11 protein-coding genes and 1 pseudogene are annotated in these 15,364 nt (G+C 74.7%); all 12 read right to left on the reverse strand.

The annotated features are described in order from the left end of the window. Positions 1–164: 164 nt before the first annotated feature. Complete coding sequence (locus tag AC24FB_RS15215; RefSeq protein ID WP_425713480.1) at positions 165–2,351, reverse strand: primosomal protein N' family DNA-binding protein; 2,187 nt, start codon at positions 2,349–2,351, stop codon at positions 165–167. A 194-nt stretch (positions 2,352–2,545) separates the two neighbouring features. Beyond that, complete coding sequence (metK, locus tag AC24FB_RS15220; RefSeq protein ID WP_463653661.1) at positions 2,546–3,751, reverse strand: methionine adenosyltransferase; 1,206 nt, start codon at positions 3,749–3,751, stop codon at positions 2,546–2,548. Positions 3,752–3,756: 5 nt separating this feature from the next. Continuing rightward, entirely contained in the window at positions 3,757–5,190 is a 1,434-nt protein-coding gene (locus tag AC24FB_RS15225) for a bifunctional phosphopantothenoylcysteine decarboxylase/phosphopantothenate synthase (RefSeq protein WP_487560406.1), read from the reverse strand. A gap of 7 nt (positions 5,191–5,197) precedes the next feature. After that, complete coding sequence (gene rpoZ, locus AC24FB_RS15230) at positions 5,198–5,461, reverse strand: DNA-directed RNA polymerase subunit omega (RefSeq protein ID WP_425709471.1); 264 nt, start codon at positions 5,459–5,461, stop codon at positions 5,198–5,200. A 60-nt stretch (positions 5,462–5,521) separates the two neighbouring features. Next, on the reverse strand, positions 5,522–6,151 hold the full coding sequence (gene gmk, locus AC24FB_RS15235) for a guanylate kinase (protein WP_425713482.1): 630 nt from the start codon (positions 6,149–6,151) through the stop codon (positions 5,522–5,524). A gap of 36 nt (positions 6,152–6,187) precedes the next feature. Next, the gene (gene mihF / locus AC24FB_RS15240; protein ID WP_425713483.1) at positions 6,188–6,499 is read right to left on the reverse strand and encodes an integration host factor, actinobacterial type; all 312 of its coding nucleotides are present in this window, start codon (positions 6,497–6,499) and stop codon (positions 6,188–6,190) included. Between the two features lie 160 nt (positions 6,500–6,659). Then, on the reverse strand, positions 6,660–7,628 hold the full coding sequence (pyrF, locus tag AC24FB_RS15245; protein ID WP_425713484.1) for an orotidine-5'-phosphate decarboxylase: 969 nt from the start codon (positions 7,626–7,628) through the stop codon (positions 6,660–6,662). Further along, entirely contained in the window at positions 7,625–10,972 is a 3,348-nt protein-coding gene (carB, locus tag AC24FB_RS15250; RefSeq protein WP_425713485.1) for a carbamoyl-phosphate synthase large subunit, read from the reverse strand. The genes pyrF and carB overlap by 4 nt, the downstream gene beginning before the upstream one ends. Beyond that, positions 10,972–12,177 carry a glutamine-hydrolyzing carbamoyl-phosphate synthase small subunit gene (carA, locus tag AC24FB_RS15255; RefSeq protein ID WP_425713486.1) on the reverse strand — a complete coding sequence of 402 codons (1,206 nt, stop codon included), beginning with the start codon at positions 12,175–12,177 and terminating at the stop codon, positions 10,972–10,974. Before carA ends, carB begins: the two co-directional genes overlap by 1 nt. Next, positions 12,178–13,509, reverse strand: coding sequence for a dihydroorotase (locus tag AC24FB_RS15260; RefSeq protein ID WP_425713487.1), 1,332 nt, complete (start codon positions 13,507–13,509; stop codon positions 12,178–12,180). It lies immediately after the preceding gene. Beyond that, positions 13,506–14,513: an aspartate carbamoyltransferase catalytic subunit gene (locus AC24FB_RS15265; protein WP_425713488.1), complete on the reverse strand. Its 1,008-nt coding sequence runs from the start codon at positions 14,511–14,513 to the stop codon at positions 13,506–13,508. Before AC24FB_RS15265 ends, AC24FB_RS15260 begins: the two co-directional genes overlap by 4 nt. A 194-nt stretch (positions 14,514–14,707) precedes the next feature. Next, positions 14,708–15,250: pseudogene (pyrR, locus tag AC24FB_RS15270) on the reverse strand (bifunctional pyr operon transcriptional regulator/uracil phosphoribosyltransferase PyrR); the annotation flags it as partial. Positions 15,251–15,364: the final 114 nt, after the last annotated feature.

Below are 15,364 nucleotides of genomic sequence, written 5' to 3' on the forward strand. Positions count from 1 at the left end.
GCCTCGCCGAGGTGCCGCCGACGAAGGCCCTCCACGGCGCACGACGACGACACCCGGACGCGCACGTGCCCGACGAACGGGCGAACGCCCGTCACGGCGCACGACGACGACCACCGCGCTCGCCCACCACCTGGTCCTGGCGGGCCTCCTGGCGCCCGCCCGCCCTACAGCATGTCGGTGGGCGCGACCTGGACCCGGACCGCCCCCGGCTCCTTGCGCGCCGAGCGGGCGGCCGCCGCGGCGGCGAGCAGCGGACCGGGCTCGGTGCCGGCGGGGGCACGGACGACGGCCCGGACCTCCGGCGCGCCCGATCCCAAGGAACCACCCGTGCTCCCGCCCGAACGTCCAGCCGATCGTCCACCCGGTCCCGCTCCCCCGTCGTCCCGCGCTCCCGCGCTCCCGCGAGTGAACGGCTCGACCGGCACGGGCCCCAGCACGTCGATCCCGGTCGCTCGGTCGTCGGCCATGAGGTGGTCGAGGAATGCGCGCACGGGACCGGACTCCCCCGTCACGACGGCGACGTCAGCCGCCGGCGGCAGACCCAGCTCGGCCCGCTCCGCGAGCTCCCGTTCGGCCAGCCCGACCGGGTCCCAGCGGACGAACGCCTGCGCCACCTGCGGCGCCGGTCCGCCGAGCAGCAGCACGCGGCCACCCTCGGGGGCGGCACGGACGAGCGCGGCGGCGCTCACCCACCGGCGCATGGCCTCCTCGGCCGCCGCGAGGCCGGGGCGCGCCGTCGCGACACCGCCGTCGAGGAGGACAGCCGCGACGTACCCACCGTCGGCGGTGGGTTCCGCCCCTGGGGTGGCCACGACGAGTCGGGGCTGGTCGTCGACCGTCCGCGCGACCCCGGTCTCCTGCCCGCCGCCCGACGCCAGCACCGGGACGCCGGGGAAGGCACGCCCCAGCTCGTGGGAGGTCCGACCGGCGCCCACCCGGATCGCCCGTAGCGCGGTCGAACCGCACGTGGGGCAGCGGAAGTCGGCGGCGCTGCGCGCGCACCACCGGCACGACGGAGGCGCGCCCGTCGCCGTCGCCTGCAACGGACCCGAGCAGTGCCGGCAGCGAGCAGGCTCCCGGCACCTCGCGCACGCGAGCGCGGGCACGTAGCCGGCGCGGGCGACCTGGACGAGGACCGGCCCGTCGGCGAGCGAGTCGCGGACGAGTCGCCAGGCCTCGTGCGGGATCCGCGCGTGCGCGGCGGGGCCCTCGGCGGCGAGGGCGAGGTCGCTGGGTGCGATGACCCGTGGGGTGCGCGCGCGCACGAGCGCCCGGTCCGCGGCGAGCGACGCCGCCGTCCCGGTGGCGACGAGGTGCTGGGCGGCCACGGAGCGTCCGACGGCGATGATCGCGAGGGCCGCCCGCTCCCCCGACGCCCGGGGGCGGTCGGCCGTCCCGTCGTCGGGCAGGTGCCGCGCGAGCAGGACGTCGCGGGCGTGCGGGTACGGGGCGCGCGGCTCCTCCAGCCGGTCGTCCCCGTCCTCGACGAGCACGACGAGCCCGAGGTTCGTGACCGGCGCGAACGCGGCGGCCCGCGTGCCGACGACCACGCGTGCCTCCCCCGTCAGGGCACGCAGGAAGGTCCGGTACCGGCGCGCGGTCCCGTCCTCGGCGGACAGGCGCACGACGGCGGGGATCCCCGCGTCCTCGAGCGCCGCGAGGACCTCCTCGACGTGACGCGCGGTCGGCGCGACGACAAGTGCGCCGCGGCCGGAGTCGTGCCCCGCACGCACGGCACGGGCGACGAGGGCCGCGGTGGTGCCCGGCAGCGCCGTGACGACCGCGGCGGGCGAGTGTCCTGCGGCCACATGGGAGAGGAAGGCCGGACCTGCCGCGAGCTCGCCCCAGGGACCGGGATCGGACGGTGCCTCCTCCTCCGACGCGTCGGAGCGGGCAGCGGGAGGATCCACCGCCCAACCGCCCCGCGCCTGGGCGACCGAGTCCTCCGTGCCCGCGTGACGTGGGGGCACGGCGAGGCGCACGACGTCGGCAGTCGTCCCACCGTGCGCGCGTGCGACGGCGCGGCACAGCCGCGCGATCTCCGGGGCGAGCACGGGTGCGGCGCTCACCGCGCGACGGAGCGGCGCGAGGTCGGAGCGGTCGGTCCCCCGCGTGCGCGCCGTGACGTATCCGCCGAGCTCGCGCCCGGCGAACCGCACGCGGACGCGCGATCCGATCGCCACGCGCTCCGCCATGGCCGGCGGCACAACGTAGTCGAAGGGGCGGTCGAGGTGCGCGAGCGGGGTCTCGACAAGTACCGACACGACGTCCGCGTCCGGGTCCCCCGCGGCGCCGGGCGGCGCAAGGTCGACGAGGTCGCCCAGGGAGGGCTGCTCGGCGCGGGGGGTCATCGCCACATCACATCACGCGGGCCGGACACCCGGCGTCGTCGTCGGCCCGCCCTGTGCACGAGGCTGTGTCTCGGACACCTGTGGGACCGGGTGACGACCCCGCGCGCCGGAGGTGCCTGACCCCGTCGCGTCTCGGACCCTGGGAACGCCCGGCCCCCGGCCCGACCGGCCGGCAGACGGTCGAGGCAGCGGTCTCAGACCCCCGCGGCGGACCGCAGGGCGTCGACGCGGTCGAGGCGCTCCCAGGGCAGGTCGAGGCTCGGCCGGCCGAAGTGGCCGTACGCCGCGAGCGGCCGGTAGATCGGCCGCAACAGCTCGAGGTCGCGGATGACGGCGAGCGGACGCAGGTCGAAGACCTCGCGCACGGCCCGCTCGATCGCCTCCTCGGGGACAGCAGCGGTGCCGAAGGTCTCGACGTAGATCGACACCGGGGCCGCCTGCCCGATCGCGTACGCGACCTGGACCTCGCATCGCCGCGCGAGACCGGCAGCCACGACGTTCTTCGCCACCCACCGCATGGCGTACGCGGCGGAGCGGTCGACCTTGCTCGGGTCCTTGCCCGAGAAGGCGCCGCCGCCGTGCCGGGCCATGCCCCCGTACGTGTCGACGATGATCTTGCGTCCGGTGAGCCCCGCGTCCCCCATGGGGCCGCCGAGGACGAACCTGCCGGTCGGGTTGACGAGCACGGCCAGGCCGCCGGCGTCGACACCGGACGCCGCGCCGGTGAGCTCGGCGTCGAGGACCGGGTCGACCACGAGCGAGCGCACGGCGTCGTCGAGCATGCCCTGGGTGACGTCCTCGTCGTGCTGCGTGGAGACGACGATGCCGGTGACCGCCTCGGGGCCGGCGTCCCCGTAGCCGACCGTCACCTGGGTCTTCCCGTCGGGGCGCAGCCACGCGACGGTCCCCTCGCGGCGCACCTGGGCGAGGCGCTCGGCGAGGCGGTGCGAGAGGTGGATCGGCAACGGCATGTAGCTGTCGGTCTCGTCCGTCGCGTACCCGAACATCAGGCCCTGGTCGCCGGCGCCCTGCACGTCGAGCGGGTCGATCTCGCCCGTGTCGTCGCGGGTCTCGAGGGACTTGTCGACGCCGGCCGCGATGTCGGCCGACTGCTCCCCCACGCTCACGGACACGCCGCACGACCGGCCGTCGAACCCGACCTCGGAGGACGTGTACCCGATCGCGCTGATCTCGCGCCGCACGATCGTGGGGATGTCGACGTACCCCTCCGTGCGGATCTCGCCGGCCACGTGGACCTGACCGGTCGTGACGAGACACTCGACGGCGACCCTCGCCTCCGGGTCCTCCCGCAGCAGCTCGTCGAGGATCGCGTCGGAGATGCGGTCGCAGATCTTGTCCGGGTGCCCCTCGGTGACGGACTCGGACGTGAAGGTGCGCAGCTGGGTCACTGCCCAATCGTAGGCGCGGCCAGGCGGTCGACGACGACGTCGAGCAGGGCGTCCGCCATCTGGTCCTTGCTGCCGGCACTGGTGGCCACGACCTCGCCCGCGGCGTCGAGGATCGTCAGCTCCGTGTCGACGTCCCCGAACCCGACGCCTACGCCGACGGCGTTGACGGCCAGCAGGTCGGCGCGCTTCCGGATCGCCTTGGCGCGGCCGTGCTCGAGCACGCTGCCGCTCTCGTCACCCGTCTCCGCCGCGAAACCGACGACGAGCTGGTCCGCCCGGGGACGGTCCGCCGCGAGGCCGGCGAGGATGTCCGGGTTCTCGACCAGCTCGATCGTGCGCCTGCCGCTGCCGTCCTTCTTCGCCTTCGACGTGCCCGCCTCCGCCGGGCGGAAGTCCGCCACGGCGGCGGCCATGACGACGACGTCGGCCTCGGCGGCGGCCGCGGTCACGGCGTCGGCGAGCTCGAGCGCAGAACCCACGGGCACGACGTCGATCGCCAGCTCGTCGGGCAGCAGCGCCGCCTCGACGTTGGCGGCGAGCAGGGTGACCCGGGCGCCACGGTCGGCGGCCGCGCGGGCGATGGCGATCCCCTGGCGTCCCGTCGATCGGTTGCCGATGAACCGCACCGGGTCCAGCGGCTCGTGGGTACCGCCGGCGGAGACGACGACGCGGCGGCCCGCAAGGTCCTGCCGCCTCGGCGGGCAGGCGCCCGACGCCATCGGGCCGGGACCGCCGCCGGCGTCGACGTCGGGCAGCCCGTGGATGGTCGCGCCGGCACCGCTCGTGCCGGAGGGGGTGGCAACGGCGTCGGTCCCGGCCGACGTGAGGTCGGCGCGGGCGATCTCGCGGCCATCGGGCGAGAGGCCGACGAGGGCGAGCGCGGCGGCGACGATGCGCTCGGGCTCGGGCAGGCGGCCGGGACCGGTGTCGGCGCCCGTGAGGCGGCCGGAGTCCGGGTCGAGGACGGCGACGCCGCGGGACCGCAGGGTGGCCACGTTGGCGCAGGTCGCGGGGTGCTGCCACATCTCGGTGTGCATCGCCGGTGCGAGGAGCACGGGGCACGTGGCGGTCAGCAGCGTGGCCGTCAGCAGGTCGTCCGCGAGTCCGGCGGCGGCCCGGGCCATGGTGTTCGCCGTCGTGGGGACGACGAGGACGAGGTCGGCGTGCCGGCCGAGGTCGACGTGGTCGACCGCCGTGGCGCCGTCGAGAACCTCCGCGCGCACGGGCTGGCCGGACAGGGCCTCGAAGGTGGGGGCGCCGACCATCGCGAGGGCGGTGGTCGTGGGCACGACGCGGACGCGGTGCCCGGCCTCGGTGAGCAGGCGCAGGACGAGGGGCGCCTTGTAGGCCGCGATGCCGCCGGTGACGCCGAGGACGACGTTCAGACGGCGGGGGGCGCGGTCGCCCTCACGCTGCTCCCCCGCCGTCACGACCGGGTCAGTCCTCGGTGCGCGTGAGCGTGAGCTGGCCGGCGTTGATCTCGCGCAGCGCGATGGAGAGCGACTTCTCCTCGGGCGCCGACGGCACGAGCGGGCCGACGAACTCCAGCAGGCCGTCCTGCAGCTGCTGGTTGTAGGTGTTGATCTGACGCGCGCGCTTGGCGGCGTAGATGACGAGTGCGTACTTCGAGTCGACGGTCGTCAGGAGCTCGTCGATCGGCGGGTCCGTGATGCCGATGGGCTCGGCGACTGTTCCAGCCATGGGTCCTCCTCGGTGGTGGGCGCACCGCCGCGGCTGGCGGCGGGCGCACGGCCTCCCATGCTACCGCGCGGGCGCCCGGACCAGGCCCATGAGTGACGCGAGCGCCTGTGCGGCCTCGGTCACGTCGGAGTTGACGATGATCTCGTCGAACTCCGCCACGGACGCGAGCTCGACGTCGGCCGTGGCGAGCCGGCGTGCCCGTTCCTCCTCGGTCTCGGTCCCCCGGCCGACGAGCCGGCGCACGAGCTCGGCGCGGTCGGGCGGCGCGAGGAACACGTGGCGCGCCCCCGGCATGGCGGCACGCACCTGTCGATGCCCCTGGAGGTCGAGCTCGAGGAGCACCGGACGCCCCGTGGCGAGCTGGTCGACCACGGCGCGCCGCGGCGTCCCGTACCGGTGGACCCCGTGCACGACCGCCCACTCGAGCATGCCCCCGGAGTCGACGGCCTCGTCGAACTGGGCGGGCGTGAGGAAGTGGTAGTGCACCCCGTCGATCTCGCCGGGACGGATCGGCCGGGTCGTCGCCGAGACCGAGTACCAGAGGTCCGGGTAGAGCCTGCGCAGCTCGTTGACGACCGTGCCCTTCCCGACCGCTGTCGGTCCCGAGAGCACCGTCAGGCGCGCGGTGTCGACGGGCGCCTGCGGCGTCACGGGATCGGTGTCGGCTCCAGGGGTCGTCTCGTCGGGCACCGCCTCATTGTGGCAGCCCACGCCGAGCGCGTCCGCCTACCCGAACCGGTCGACCAGCTTCGAGCGCTGGTGCGGCCCGAGCCCGCGCACGCGGCGCGACTCGGCGATGTTGAACTCGGCCATGATCGCCCGCGCCGTCGACGAACCGACGCCGGGCATCGCCTCGAGCAGCGCGACGACCTTGAGCTTGTTGAGCGCCTCGTCGTCTGCCGCGCGGTCGAGCACGTCGGAGAGCTGCAGGGCGCCGGCCTTGAGCTTGGACTTGACCTCGGCGCGCACGCGACGCGCCTCGGCGGCCTTGGCCAGGGCCGCAGCCCGTTCGTCGGCCGTGAGCGGGGGGACTGTCACAACGACCACCTCGTCAGTTGGTGAGCACGGGTCCGGGGTAGAGGCTGACACTAGCCTCTGGGACGCAGATCACGCCAGATGAACACGCAGGTCCGTGCAGGGAGACAGCGGGCGCCTGGCGGGTGGCGGGGCGGTGAACGTCTCGCGACGACCGCCCGCCTCAGCTCTCGCGCAGCGCGGAGGTCACGAGGCCCGCGGTCTCGCGGGCAGCGCGCGCGACGGCGCCCCGGTCCGGCCCCGCGGCGAGGACCGACCGGGAGACGGCGGCGAGCACCCGGTGGCGCGCCGGGCCGAAGACGGCCCGCAGCTCCTCGGCCCCGGCGCCCTGCGCGCCCACGCCCGGGGCCAGGAGGATCCCGCCCGTGCCGGTGAGGTCGAGCCCGAGGTCGGCGACGGCGGTGCCCGTCGTCGCCCCGACGACCAGGCCTACATGGCCGGGCACGTCGTCGTCGGTCCGCGCCTCGGCGTTGCGGGCCGCGGCCCAACGAGCGACCTCGCCGGCGACCGAGCCGCCCGCACCACTCCCCCGGACGCTCGCGTGCTGAACGGCCGCGCCCTCGGGGTTCGACGTGAGCGCGAGGGCGAAGACTCCCCGTCCGTTGGCGTGCGCGAGGGCCGCGGTCTCCGTGAGCGAGTCCGGGCCCAGGTAGGGAGAGACCGTGATCGCGTCGGCGGGCATGGGCGCGTCGTCGCCGAGGTGGGCTGCCGCGTAGGCGGCCATCGTCGAGCCGATGTCCCCGCGCTTGACGTCGAGGACGGTGAGGAGACCGGCGGACGTCGCCGCCGCGAGCACCTCCTGCAGCGCCGCCCAGCCGGCGGGACCGAAGCGCTCGAAGAACGCCGACTGCGGCTTGAGAGCCGCCACGCGGCCCGCCACCTCGTCGACGACCCGCAGGCCGAGCTCCCGGGCGCCGTCGGCGCTGTCCGGCAGCCCCCACGCCGCCAGCAGGGGCGCGTGCGGGTCGACCCCGACGCACAGCGGGCCGTGCTCGTCCATCGCGCGGGCGAGCCGCGCGCCGAACCCGGGTCGGTCCCCGGCGCCGACGTGGCCCGCCGCCGACGGGTTCGCCGCGCCCGGGGCACCGGCAGATCCCACCGGGCCCGCAGCGCCGCCGGACGGACCGGTCACGCCGTGGCTCCGGCCGTCGTCGGGCCGGATCCCGCCCCGGCGAGCCGGGCGTCCCGGGCGGCGTCGAGCTCCTGGAGCGGGGCCACGTCGAAGGCCCCGGCCCGCTCGGCCTCGATCGCGCGCACGGCGACGCTCAGCTGCGCCGTCGTCGTGATGATCGCGCGGTCCACGGCGGTGGTCGCCGTCCGGATCTCGTACCCGTCGGCGCGGGCGCCCTGACCGCTCGGGGTGTTGATGACCATGTCCACCTCGCCCTCGGTGATGAGGTCGATGATGGTCGGCTCGCCGTTCGGACCGCGCCCGGCGGAGTGCTTGCGCACGGTCGTGGACGGGATGCCGTGCCGGTGGAGGACCGCCGCCGTGCCCTCGGTGGCGAGGAGCTCGAACCCGAGGTCGACGAGGCGGGCGGCCGGCCCGGCGATGTCCCGCTTGTCCCGGTCGGCGACCGAGACGAACACCTTGCCGCCGCTGGGCAGCCCGCCGAACGCCGCGGTCTGGGACTTCGCGAACGCGACCGGCAGGGTCGGGCCGATGCCCATGACCTCGCCCGTCGAGCGCATCTCCGGCCCGAGGATCGAGTCGACGACCTGCCCCTCCCGGGTGGCGAACCGCTTGAAGGGCAGCACGGCCTCCTTGACCGCGATCGCGGAGCCGAGGTCGACCACGGAGGCGTCGACGCCGGGCAGGAGCCCGGAGTCCCTGAGGTCGGCGATCGACTCCCCCGCCATCACGCGGGCCGCGGCGCGCGCGAGCGGCACGCCGGTGGCCTTGGCGACGAACGGGACGGTGCGCGAGGCGCGCGGGTTGGCCTCGATGACGTAGAGGACGTCGGAGACGAGCGCGAACTGGATGTTGATGAGCCCGTGCACGCCGACCCCGGCGGCGATCGCCTCGGTCGACTCCCGGATCCTGCTCAGCTCGCCGGCGGACAGCGAGACCGGGGGCAGGACGCACGAGGAGTCGCCGGAGTGGATGCCGGCCTCCTCGATGTGCTCCATGACGCCCGCGAGGTAGAGCTCGGTGCCGTCGTACAGGGCGTCGACGTCGATCTCCACGGCGTCGTCGAGGAACCGGTCGACGAGCAGCGGGGCGGCCCGACGGGTCGCGTCGCCGGCGTGGACCGTCGCGTCGGCGAGGTAGTCGCCGAGGTCGGCCTCGTCGTAGACGATCTGCATCCCACGCCCGCCGAGGACGTAGCTCGGCCGCACGAGCACCGGGTAGCCGATCTCGGCCGCGACGGCGAGCGTCTCGGCCGGCGAGGTCGCGGTGCCGTGGGCGGGCGAGGGCAGGCCCGCCTCGTCGAGGACGCGGCCGAAGATCTCGCGGTCCTCCGCGGCGTCGATCGCCTCGGGCGAGGTGCCGAGGATCGGGACGCCGGCGTCGGCGAGGCGCTGGGCGAGCGAGAGGGGCGTCTGCCCGCCGAGCTGGACGATGACGCCCTCGACCGGGCCGGCCGCGACCTCGGCCCGGTAGACCTCCATGACGTCCTCGAACGTCAGCGGCTCGAAGTAGAGCCGGTCGGAGATGTCGTAGTCGGTCGAGACCGTCTCGGGGTTGCAGTTGACCATGACGGTGGTGAACCGGTCGGCCAGCTCGAGGGTGGCGTGCACGCACGAGTAGTCGAACTCGATGCCCTGGCCGATCCGGTTGGGGCCCGAGCCGAGGATGATGACGGCCGGCTTCTCGCGCGGGGCCACCTCGGTCTCGGTGTCGTAGGCCGAGTAGTGGTACGGCGTCTCGGAGGCGAACTCGGCGGCGCACGTGTCCACGGTCTTGTAGACCGGGTGCAGGTCGAACGCCCGCCGCACCTCGCGCACGGCGTCCTCGGACAGGCCGCGCAGCTCCCCGATCTGGACGTCGGAGAGCCCGTGCCGCTTGGCGCGCCGCAGGACGTCGGCCGTGAGCGCGTGCGAGTCGGCGACCTCGCGGGCCACCTCCTCCATCAGCACCATCTGGTCGAGGAACCACGGGTCGATCCACGTGGCCTCGAACAGCTCCTCGACGCTCGCGCCACCACGGATGGCCTGCTGGACGTCGACGAGGCGGTGCTCGGTCGGGGTGGCGGTGGAGGCGACGAGCCGGGCGAGCTCCTCACCGGCGGGCGCCTCGCCGCGCCAGTGCAGCTGCTGGCCGGACTGGTCGAGCGAGCGCAGCGCCTTGCCGAGGGCCTCGGTGAAGTTGCGGCCGAGGGCCATGGCCTCGCCCACGGACTTCATCGTCGTCGTCAGCGTGGGGTCGGCGGCGGGGAACTTCTCGAACGCGAACCTCGGGACCTTGACCACGACGTAGTCGAGCGAGGGCTCGAAGCTCGCCGGCGTGGAGCCGGTGATGTCGTTGGGGATCTCCGGAAGCGTGTAGCCGATGGCCAGGCGCGCCGCGATCTTGGCGATCGGGAACCCGGTGGCCTTCGAGGCCAGCGCGGAGGAGCGCGAGACGCGGGGGTTCATCTCGATGACGACGATCCGGCCCGTGCTCGGCTCGACCGCGAACTGGACGTTGCAGCCGCCCGTGTCGACCCCGACCTCGCGCAGCACGGCGATGCCGATGTCCCGCATCCGCTGGTACTCGCGGTCGGTGAGCGTCATCGCGGGCGCCACCGTGATCGAGTCGCCCGTGTGGACGCCGACGGGGTCAACGTTCTCGATCGAGCACACGACGACGACGTTGTCCGCCTTGTCGCGCATGAGCTCGAGCTCGAACTCCTTCCAGCCGAGGATCGACTCCTCGAGGAGCACCTCGGTGGTCGGCGAGAAGTGCAGACCGGCACCCGCGATGCGGTCGAGGTCCTCGCGCGTGTAGGCGAGGCCGGAGCCGAGGCCGCCCATCGTGAAGCTCGGCCGGACCACGAGGGGCAGGCCGAGCTCGTCGGCCGCCGCGTGCACCTCGTCGAGGGAGTGCGCGATGACCGAGCGGGCGGACTCGCCGCCGGCGCGCTCGACGACCTCCTTGAATGCATAGCGGTCCTCGGCCTTGTTGATGGCGTCGACGGACGCGCCGATGAGCTCGATGCCGAGGCGGTCGAGCACCCCGGAGTCGTGCAGCGCGATCGCCGTGTTGAGGGCGGTCTGGCCGCCGAGGGTCGGCAGGATCGCGTCGGGGCGCTCCTTGAGCAGGATGGCCTCGACGACCTCGGGGGTGATCGGCTCGACGTAGGTCGCGTCGGCCACCTCGGGGTCGGTCATGATCGTCGCGGGGTTGGAGTTGACGAGGACGACCCGCAGGCCCTCCTCGCGCAGCACCCGGCACGCCTGGGTGCCGGAGTAGTCGAACTCGGCGGCCTGGCCGATGACGATCGGGCCCGAGCCGATGACGAGGACGGAGCTGAGGTCGGTCCGGCGGGGCATCAGTTCTCCTGCGAGGTGGTCGGGGTCGCGTCCTCGGCGCCGCGGGGGGCGGCCATGAGCGCGAGGAAGCGGTCGAAGAGGTGCTCGCCGTCGTGCGGTCCGGCGGCGGCCTCGGGGTGGTACTGGACGGAGAACGCCGGGACGTCGAGGGCGCGCAGGCCCTCGACCACCTGGTCGTTGAGTCCGACGTGGCTGACCTCGACCCGGCCGTAGCGGCCGTCGTCGAACGGGGCGACCGACTCCCCCTCGACCGGGGCGTCGACGGCGAACCCGTGGTTGTGCGCCGTGATCTCCACGCGGCCGGTCTCCTTGTCGAGGACCGGCTGGTTGACGCCGCGGTGGCCGTAGGCGAGCTTGAACGTGCCGTACCCGAGGGCCCGCCCGAGGAGCTGGTTGCCGAAGCAGATGCCGAAGAACGGCAGCTTCTCATCGAGGATGCCGCGCAGCAGCTCGACCTCGTGCTCGGCGGCCGCCGGGTCGCCGGGGCCGTTGGAGAAGAAGACGCCGTCGGGCGACAGGGCGAGAACCTCCGCGAGCGTGGTGTCGCGGGGGACGACGTGGACGCGGGCGCCGCGCTCGGCGAGCTGGGCGGGCGTGCGCGCCTTGATCCCCAGGTCGACGGCGACCACGGTGGCGACCGGGTCGCCGTCGGGCTCGATCGTGTACCGCTCTCCGGTCGAGACCTCGCCCGCGAGGTCGGAGCCGGACATCGCCGGGGCGTCCCGCACCACCTCGACGAGCACCTCGACGGCCTGCGGGTGCAGGTCGGCGGCGCCCGCGGGCAGGGCCGAGCCGGAGAAGATGCCGGCGCGCATGACGCCCTGGTCGCGCAGGCGGCGGGTGAGCGCGCGGGTGTCGACCTCGCAGATGCCGACGACGCCCTCGGCCGCGAGGCGCTCCTCGAGCCCGCCCGTCGCGCGCCAGCTGGAGGCCCGGCGGGCGGCGTCGCGCAGGACGTAGCCGGCGACCCACACCTGGCCGGACTCGTCGTCCTCGTCGTTGACGCCGGTGTTGCCGATGTGCGGCGCCGTCATCACGACGATCTGGCGGTGGTAGCTCGGGTCGGTGAGCGTCTCCTGGTAGCCGGTCATGCCGGTGGAGAAGACGATCTCGCCCAGGGTGCGTCCCTCGGCGGCGTAGCCGGACCCTCGGTAGGTCGTGCCGTCCTCGAGGACGAGCAGGGCGGGTGTGCGCGCGGCGCTCACTCAGGACTCCTTCTTCGTAGGCAGCGGGGCGAGGTCCTCGACCAGGCGACCGTCGGTGACGGTCGCGCGTCCCGCGTAGAACGTGTGGACGACGGCGCCGGCGAGCTCCCGCCCGGCGAACGGCGAGTTGCGGGACCGCGAGGCGTGCGTGCCCGGGTCGACGGTACGCCGGGCCGCGGGGTCGACGAGCGTGAGGTGCGCGGGGGCACCCACCTCGAGGGGCCGACCCTGGTCCGCCACGCGCCCGATCGCCGCGGGGGCGGTCGACATCACGCGGGCGACCCCGGCCCAGTCGAGCAGGCCGGTCTCGACCATGGTGGTGGTGACGACGGCGAGCGCGGTCTCGAGCCCGGTCATGCCCATGGCCCCGGCGGCCCACTCGGTGTCCTTGTCCTCGGCGGCGTGCGGGGCGTGGTCGGTGGCGACGATGTCGATCGTCCCGTCGGCCAGGCCGGCGCGCACGGCCTCGACGTCGGCCGCCGTCCGCAGGGGCGGGTTGACCTTGTACAGCGGGTCGTAGTCGCGCACGAGGTCGTCGGTGAGCAGGAGGTGGTGCGGCGTCACCTCGGCGGTGACGGCGATCCCGCGGGCCTTCGCCCAGCGGATGATGTCGACCGACCCGGCGGTCGAGAGGTGGCACACGTGCAGCCGCGAGCCGACGTGCTCGGCCAGCAGGACGTCGCGGGCGATGATCGACTCCTCCGCGACGGCCGGCCAGCCGGTCATGCCGAGCTCGGCGGAGACGACGCCCTCGTGCATCTGGGCGCCCTCGGTGAGGCGGGGGTCCTGGGCGTGCTGGGCGATGACGCCGTCGACGGTGCGGACGTACTCGAGCGCGCGGCGCATGAGGACGGGGTCGGACACGCAGCGACCGTCGTCGGAGAAGACGGTGACTCCGGCCGCGGAGCGGTGCATGGCGCCGAGCTCGGCGAGCTGGGCGCCGGCCAGACCGACGGAGACGGCGCCGACGGGGCGGACGTCGACGTAGCCCGCCTCGCGCCCCAGGCGCCACACCTGCTCGACGACGCCCGCGGTGTCGGCCACCGGCATCGTGTTGGCCATCGCATGGACGGCCGTGAACCCGCCGGCCGCGGCGGCCCGCGAACCGGTCGCGACCGTCTCGGTATCCTCCCGGCCGGGCTCGCGCAGGTGGGTGTGCAGGTCGACGAGGCCGGGGAGCGCGACGAGGCCGTCGGCGTCGGTCCGGGTGGCGTCCGCGGGCGCCTGGTCGGCCGCGTCCTCGCCCACGGCGGCGATGACGCCGTCGACGAGCAGCAGGTCGGCGCGGTCGGCGCCGAGGAGTCGGGCGCCGGTGATGAGGTGGCTGGTCATGACGTGGTCCCTTCGGAGCCGGCGAGCAGGAGGTAGAGCACGGCCATGCGCACGGCGACCCCGTTGCGGACCTGCTCGAGGACGACGCTGCGCGAGGAGTCCGCGGCCTCGGCCGAGATCTCCAGGCCACGGTTCATCGGCCCGGGGTGCATGACGATCGCGTGCGGTTGCAGGACGGCGAGCCGGTCGGCGTCGAGCCCGTAGAGGCGGTGGTACTCCAGCGGGGACGGGAAGAATCCCCCGCCGCCGGCGGACATCCGCTCGGCCTGGACGCGGAGCATCATCACCGCGTCGGGACCGGTGGCCAGGGCCGCGTCGAGGTGGTGCTCGACCCGGGCGTGCCAGGCGTGCACCCCGACGGGCAGCAGGGTCGGCGGCGCCACGAGCGTGACGTCCGCGCCGAGCGTGGTGAGCAGGTCGACGTTCGACCGGGCCACCCGCGAGTGCAGGACGTCCCCGACGACGACGACGCGCGCACCGTCCAGGTCGCTGCCCGGCGGCGCGGGGGTGTCCGTCGTCGTGGGCTCCCCGGGGGCCGGGTCCTCGGCGCGCGCGTGGAGGTGGCGCCGCAGGGTGAAGGCGTCGAGCAGGGCCTGGGTGGGGTGCTGGTGCGTGCCGTCGCCGGCGTTGAGGATCGGGACGTCCGTCCACCCGGCGTGGGCGAGGCGGTGCGGGGCGCCGGAGGACGGGTGGCGGACGACGACGCCGTCGGCGCCCATCGCGCGCAGCGTGAGCGCGGTGTCCTTGAGGGACTCCCCCTTCGACACCGAGGAGCCCTTGGCGGAGAAGTTGATGACGTCGGCGCTCAGGCGCTTGGCGGCTGCCTCGAACGAGATGCGGGTGCGCGTGGAGTCCTCGAAGAAGAGGTTGACGACCGTGCGGCCGCGCAGGGTGGGGAGCTTCTTCATCTCCCGCTGCTGCGTGGCGGCCATCTGCTCGGCGGTGTCGAGGACGCGGACGGCCTCGGCCCGGTCGAGGTCGGCGGCGGACAGCAGGTGCCTCATCGGGTGGCCTCCCCCGTGTCGGTGGTGACGGCGGGTGTGGTGCCTGTGCCGGTGCTCGCGCGGCTGCCGAGGTCGGTCCGCGGCTCGGCACCGGGGACGGTGTGTTCCTCGGTCCCGCCGACGATCCACACCGAGTCGGCCTCGCCGGACGTCTCGTCCGGGGACCCCGCCGTGCCGGCGCCACCGACGGTCCGGTCCGTCTCCGCGAGGCTCACCCGCACGCTCTCCTCGCGGGAGGTCGGCAGGTTCTTCCCGACGAAGTCGGCCCGGATCGGCAGCTCGCGGTGGCCGCGGTCGACGAGGACGGCGAGCTGGACCCGGCGCGGGCGGCCGAGGTCGCTGAGCGCGTCGAGCGCGGCGCGGATCGTGCGGCCGGAGTAGAGGACGTCGTCGACGAGGACCACGGTGCGGCCGGTGAGGTCGACCGGGACGTCGGTGCGCTCGAGCCCGCGGACCGGGTGGTCGCGCAGGTCGTCGCGGTACATCGTCGTGTCGAGCGAGCCGTGCGGGACCGGGTCCGTCAGGTCCGCGGCCCGGGCGACGCGGGCGGCGATGCGCTGCGCGAGCGGGACGCCGCGGGTGGGGATACCGAGCAGGACGAGGTCGTCCGTGCCCTGGTTGCGCTCGACGATCTCGTGCGCGATGCGGGTGAGCGAGCGGTCGATGTCGCTCGCGGTGAGGACCTCGCGGCCGGCGGGAGCGCCGGCGGGTCCGGGTACTGCTGGGTCGGGGCACATGGTGCCGTGACCTCCTTCCCTGCCTCGCTGGACAGATCGTTAAAGGATGTCGGTACAGCGATGGTACCCCTCGGCCGGGACGTGCCACCCCGCAGTTCGCCGGTGGACAGCAGT

Source organism: Georgenia sp. Z1344, from assembly GCF_057652375.1.

Coding starts and splice junctions, on each gene's coding strand:
- AC24FB_RS15215 (WP_425713480.1), bottom strand. CDS start 2,351: ATGACCCCCCGCGCCGAGCAGCCCTCCCTGGGCGACCTCGTCGACCTT.
- carB (WP_425713485.1), bottom strand. CDS start 10,972: ATGCCCCGCCGGACCGACCTCAGCTCCGTCCTCGTCATCGGCTCGGGC.
- rpoZ (WP_425709471.1), bottom strand. CDS start 5,461: ATGGCTGGAACAGTCGCCGAGCCCATCGGCATCACGGACCCGCCGATC.
- AC24FB_RS15260 (WP_425713487.1), bottom strand. CDS start 13,509: ATGACCAGCCACCTCATCACCGGCGCCCGACTCCTCGGCGCCGACCGC.
- AC24FB_RS15265 (WP_425713488.1), bottom strand. CDS start 14,513: ATGAGGCACCTGCTGTCCGCCGCCGACCTCGACCGGGCCGAGGCCGTC.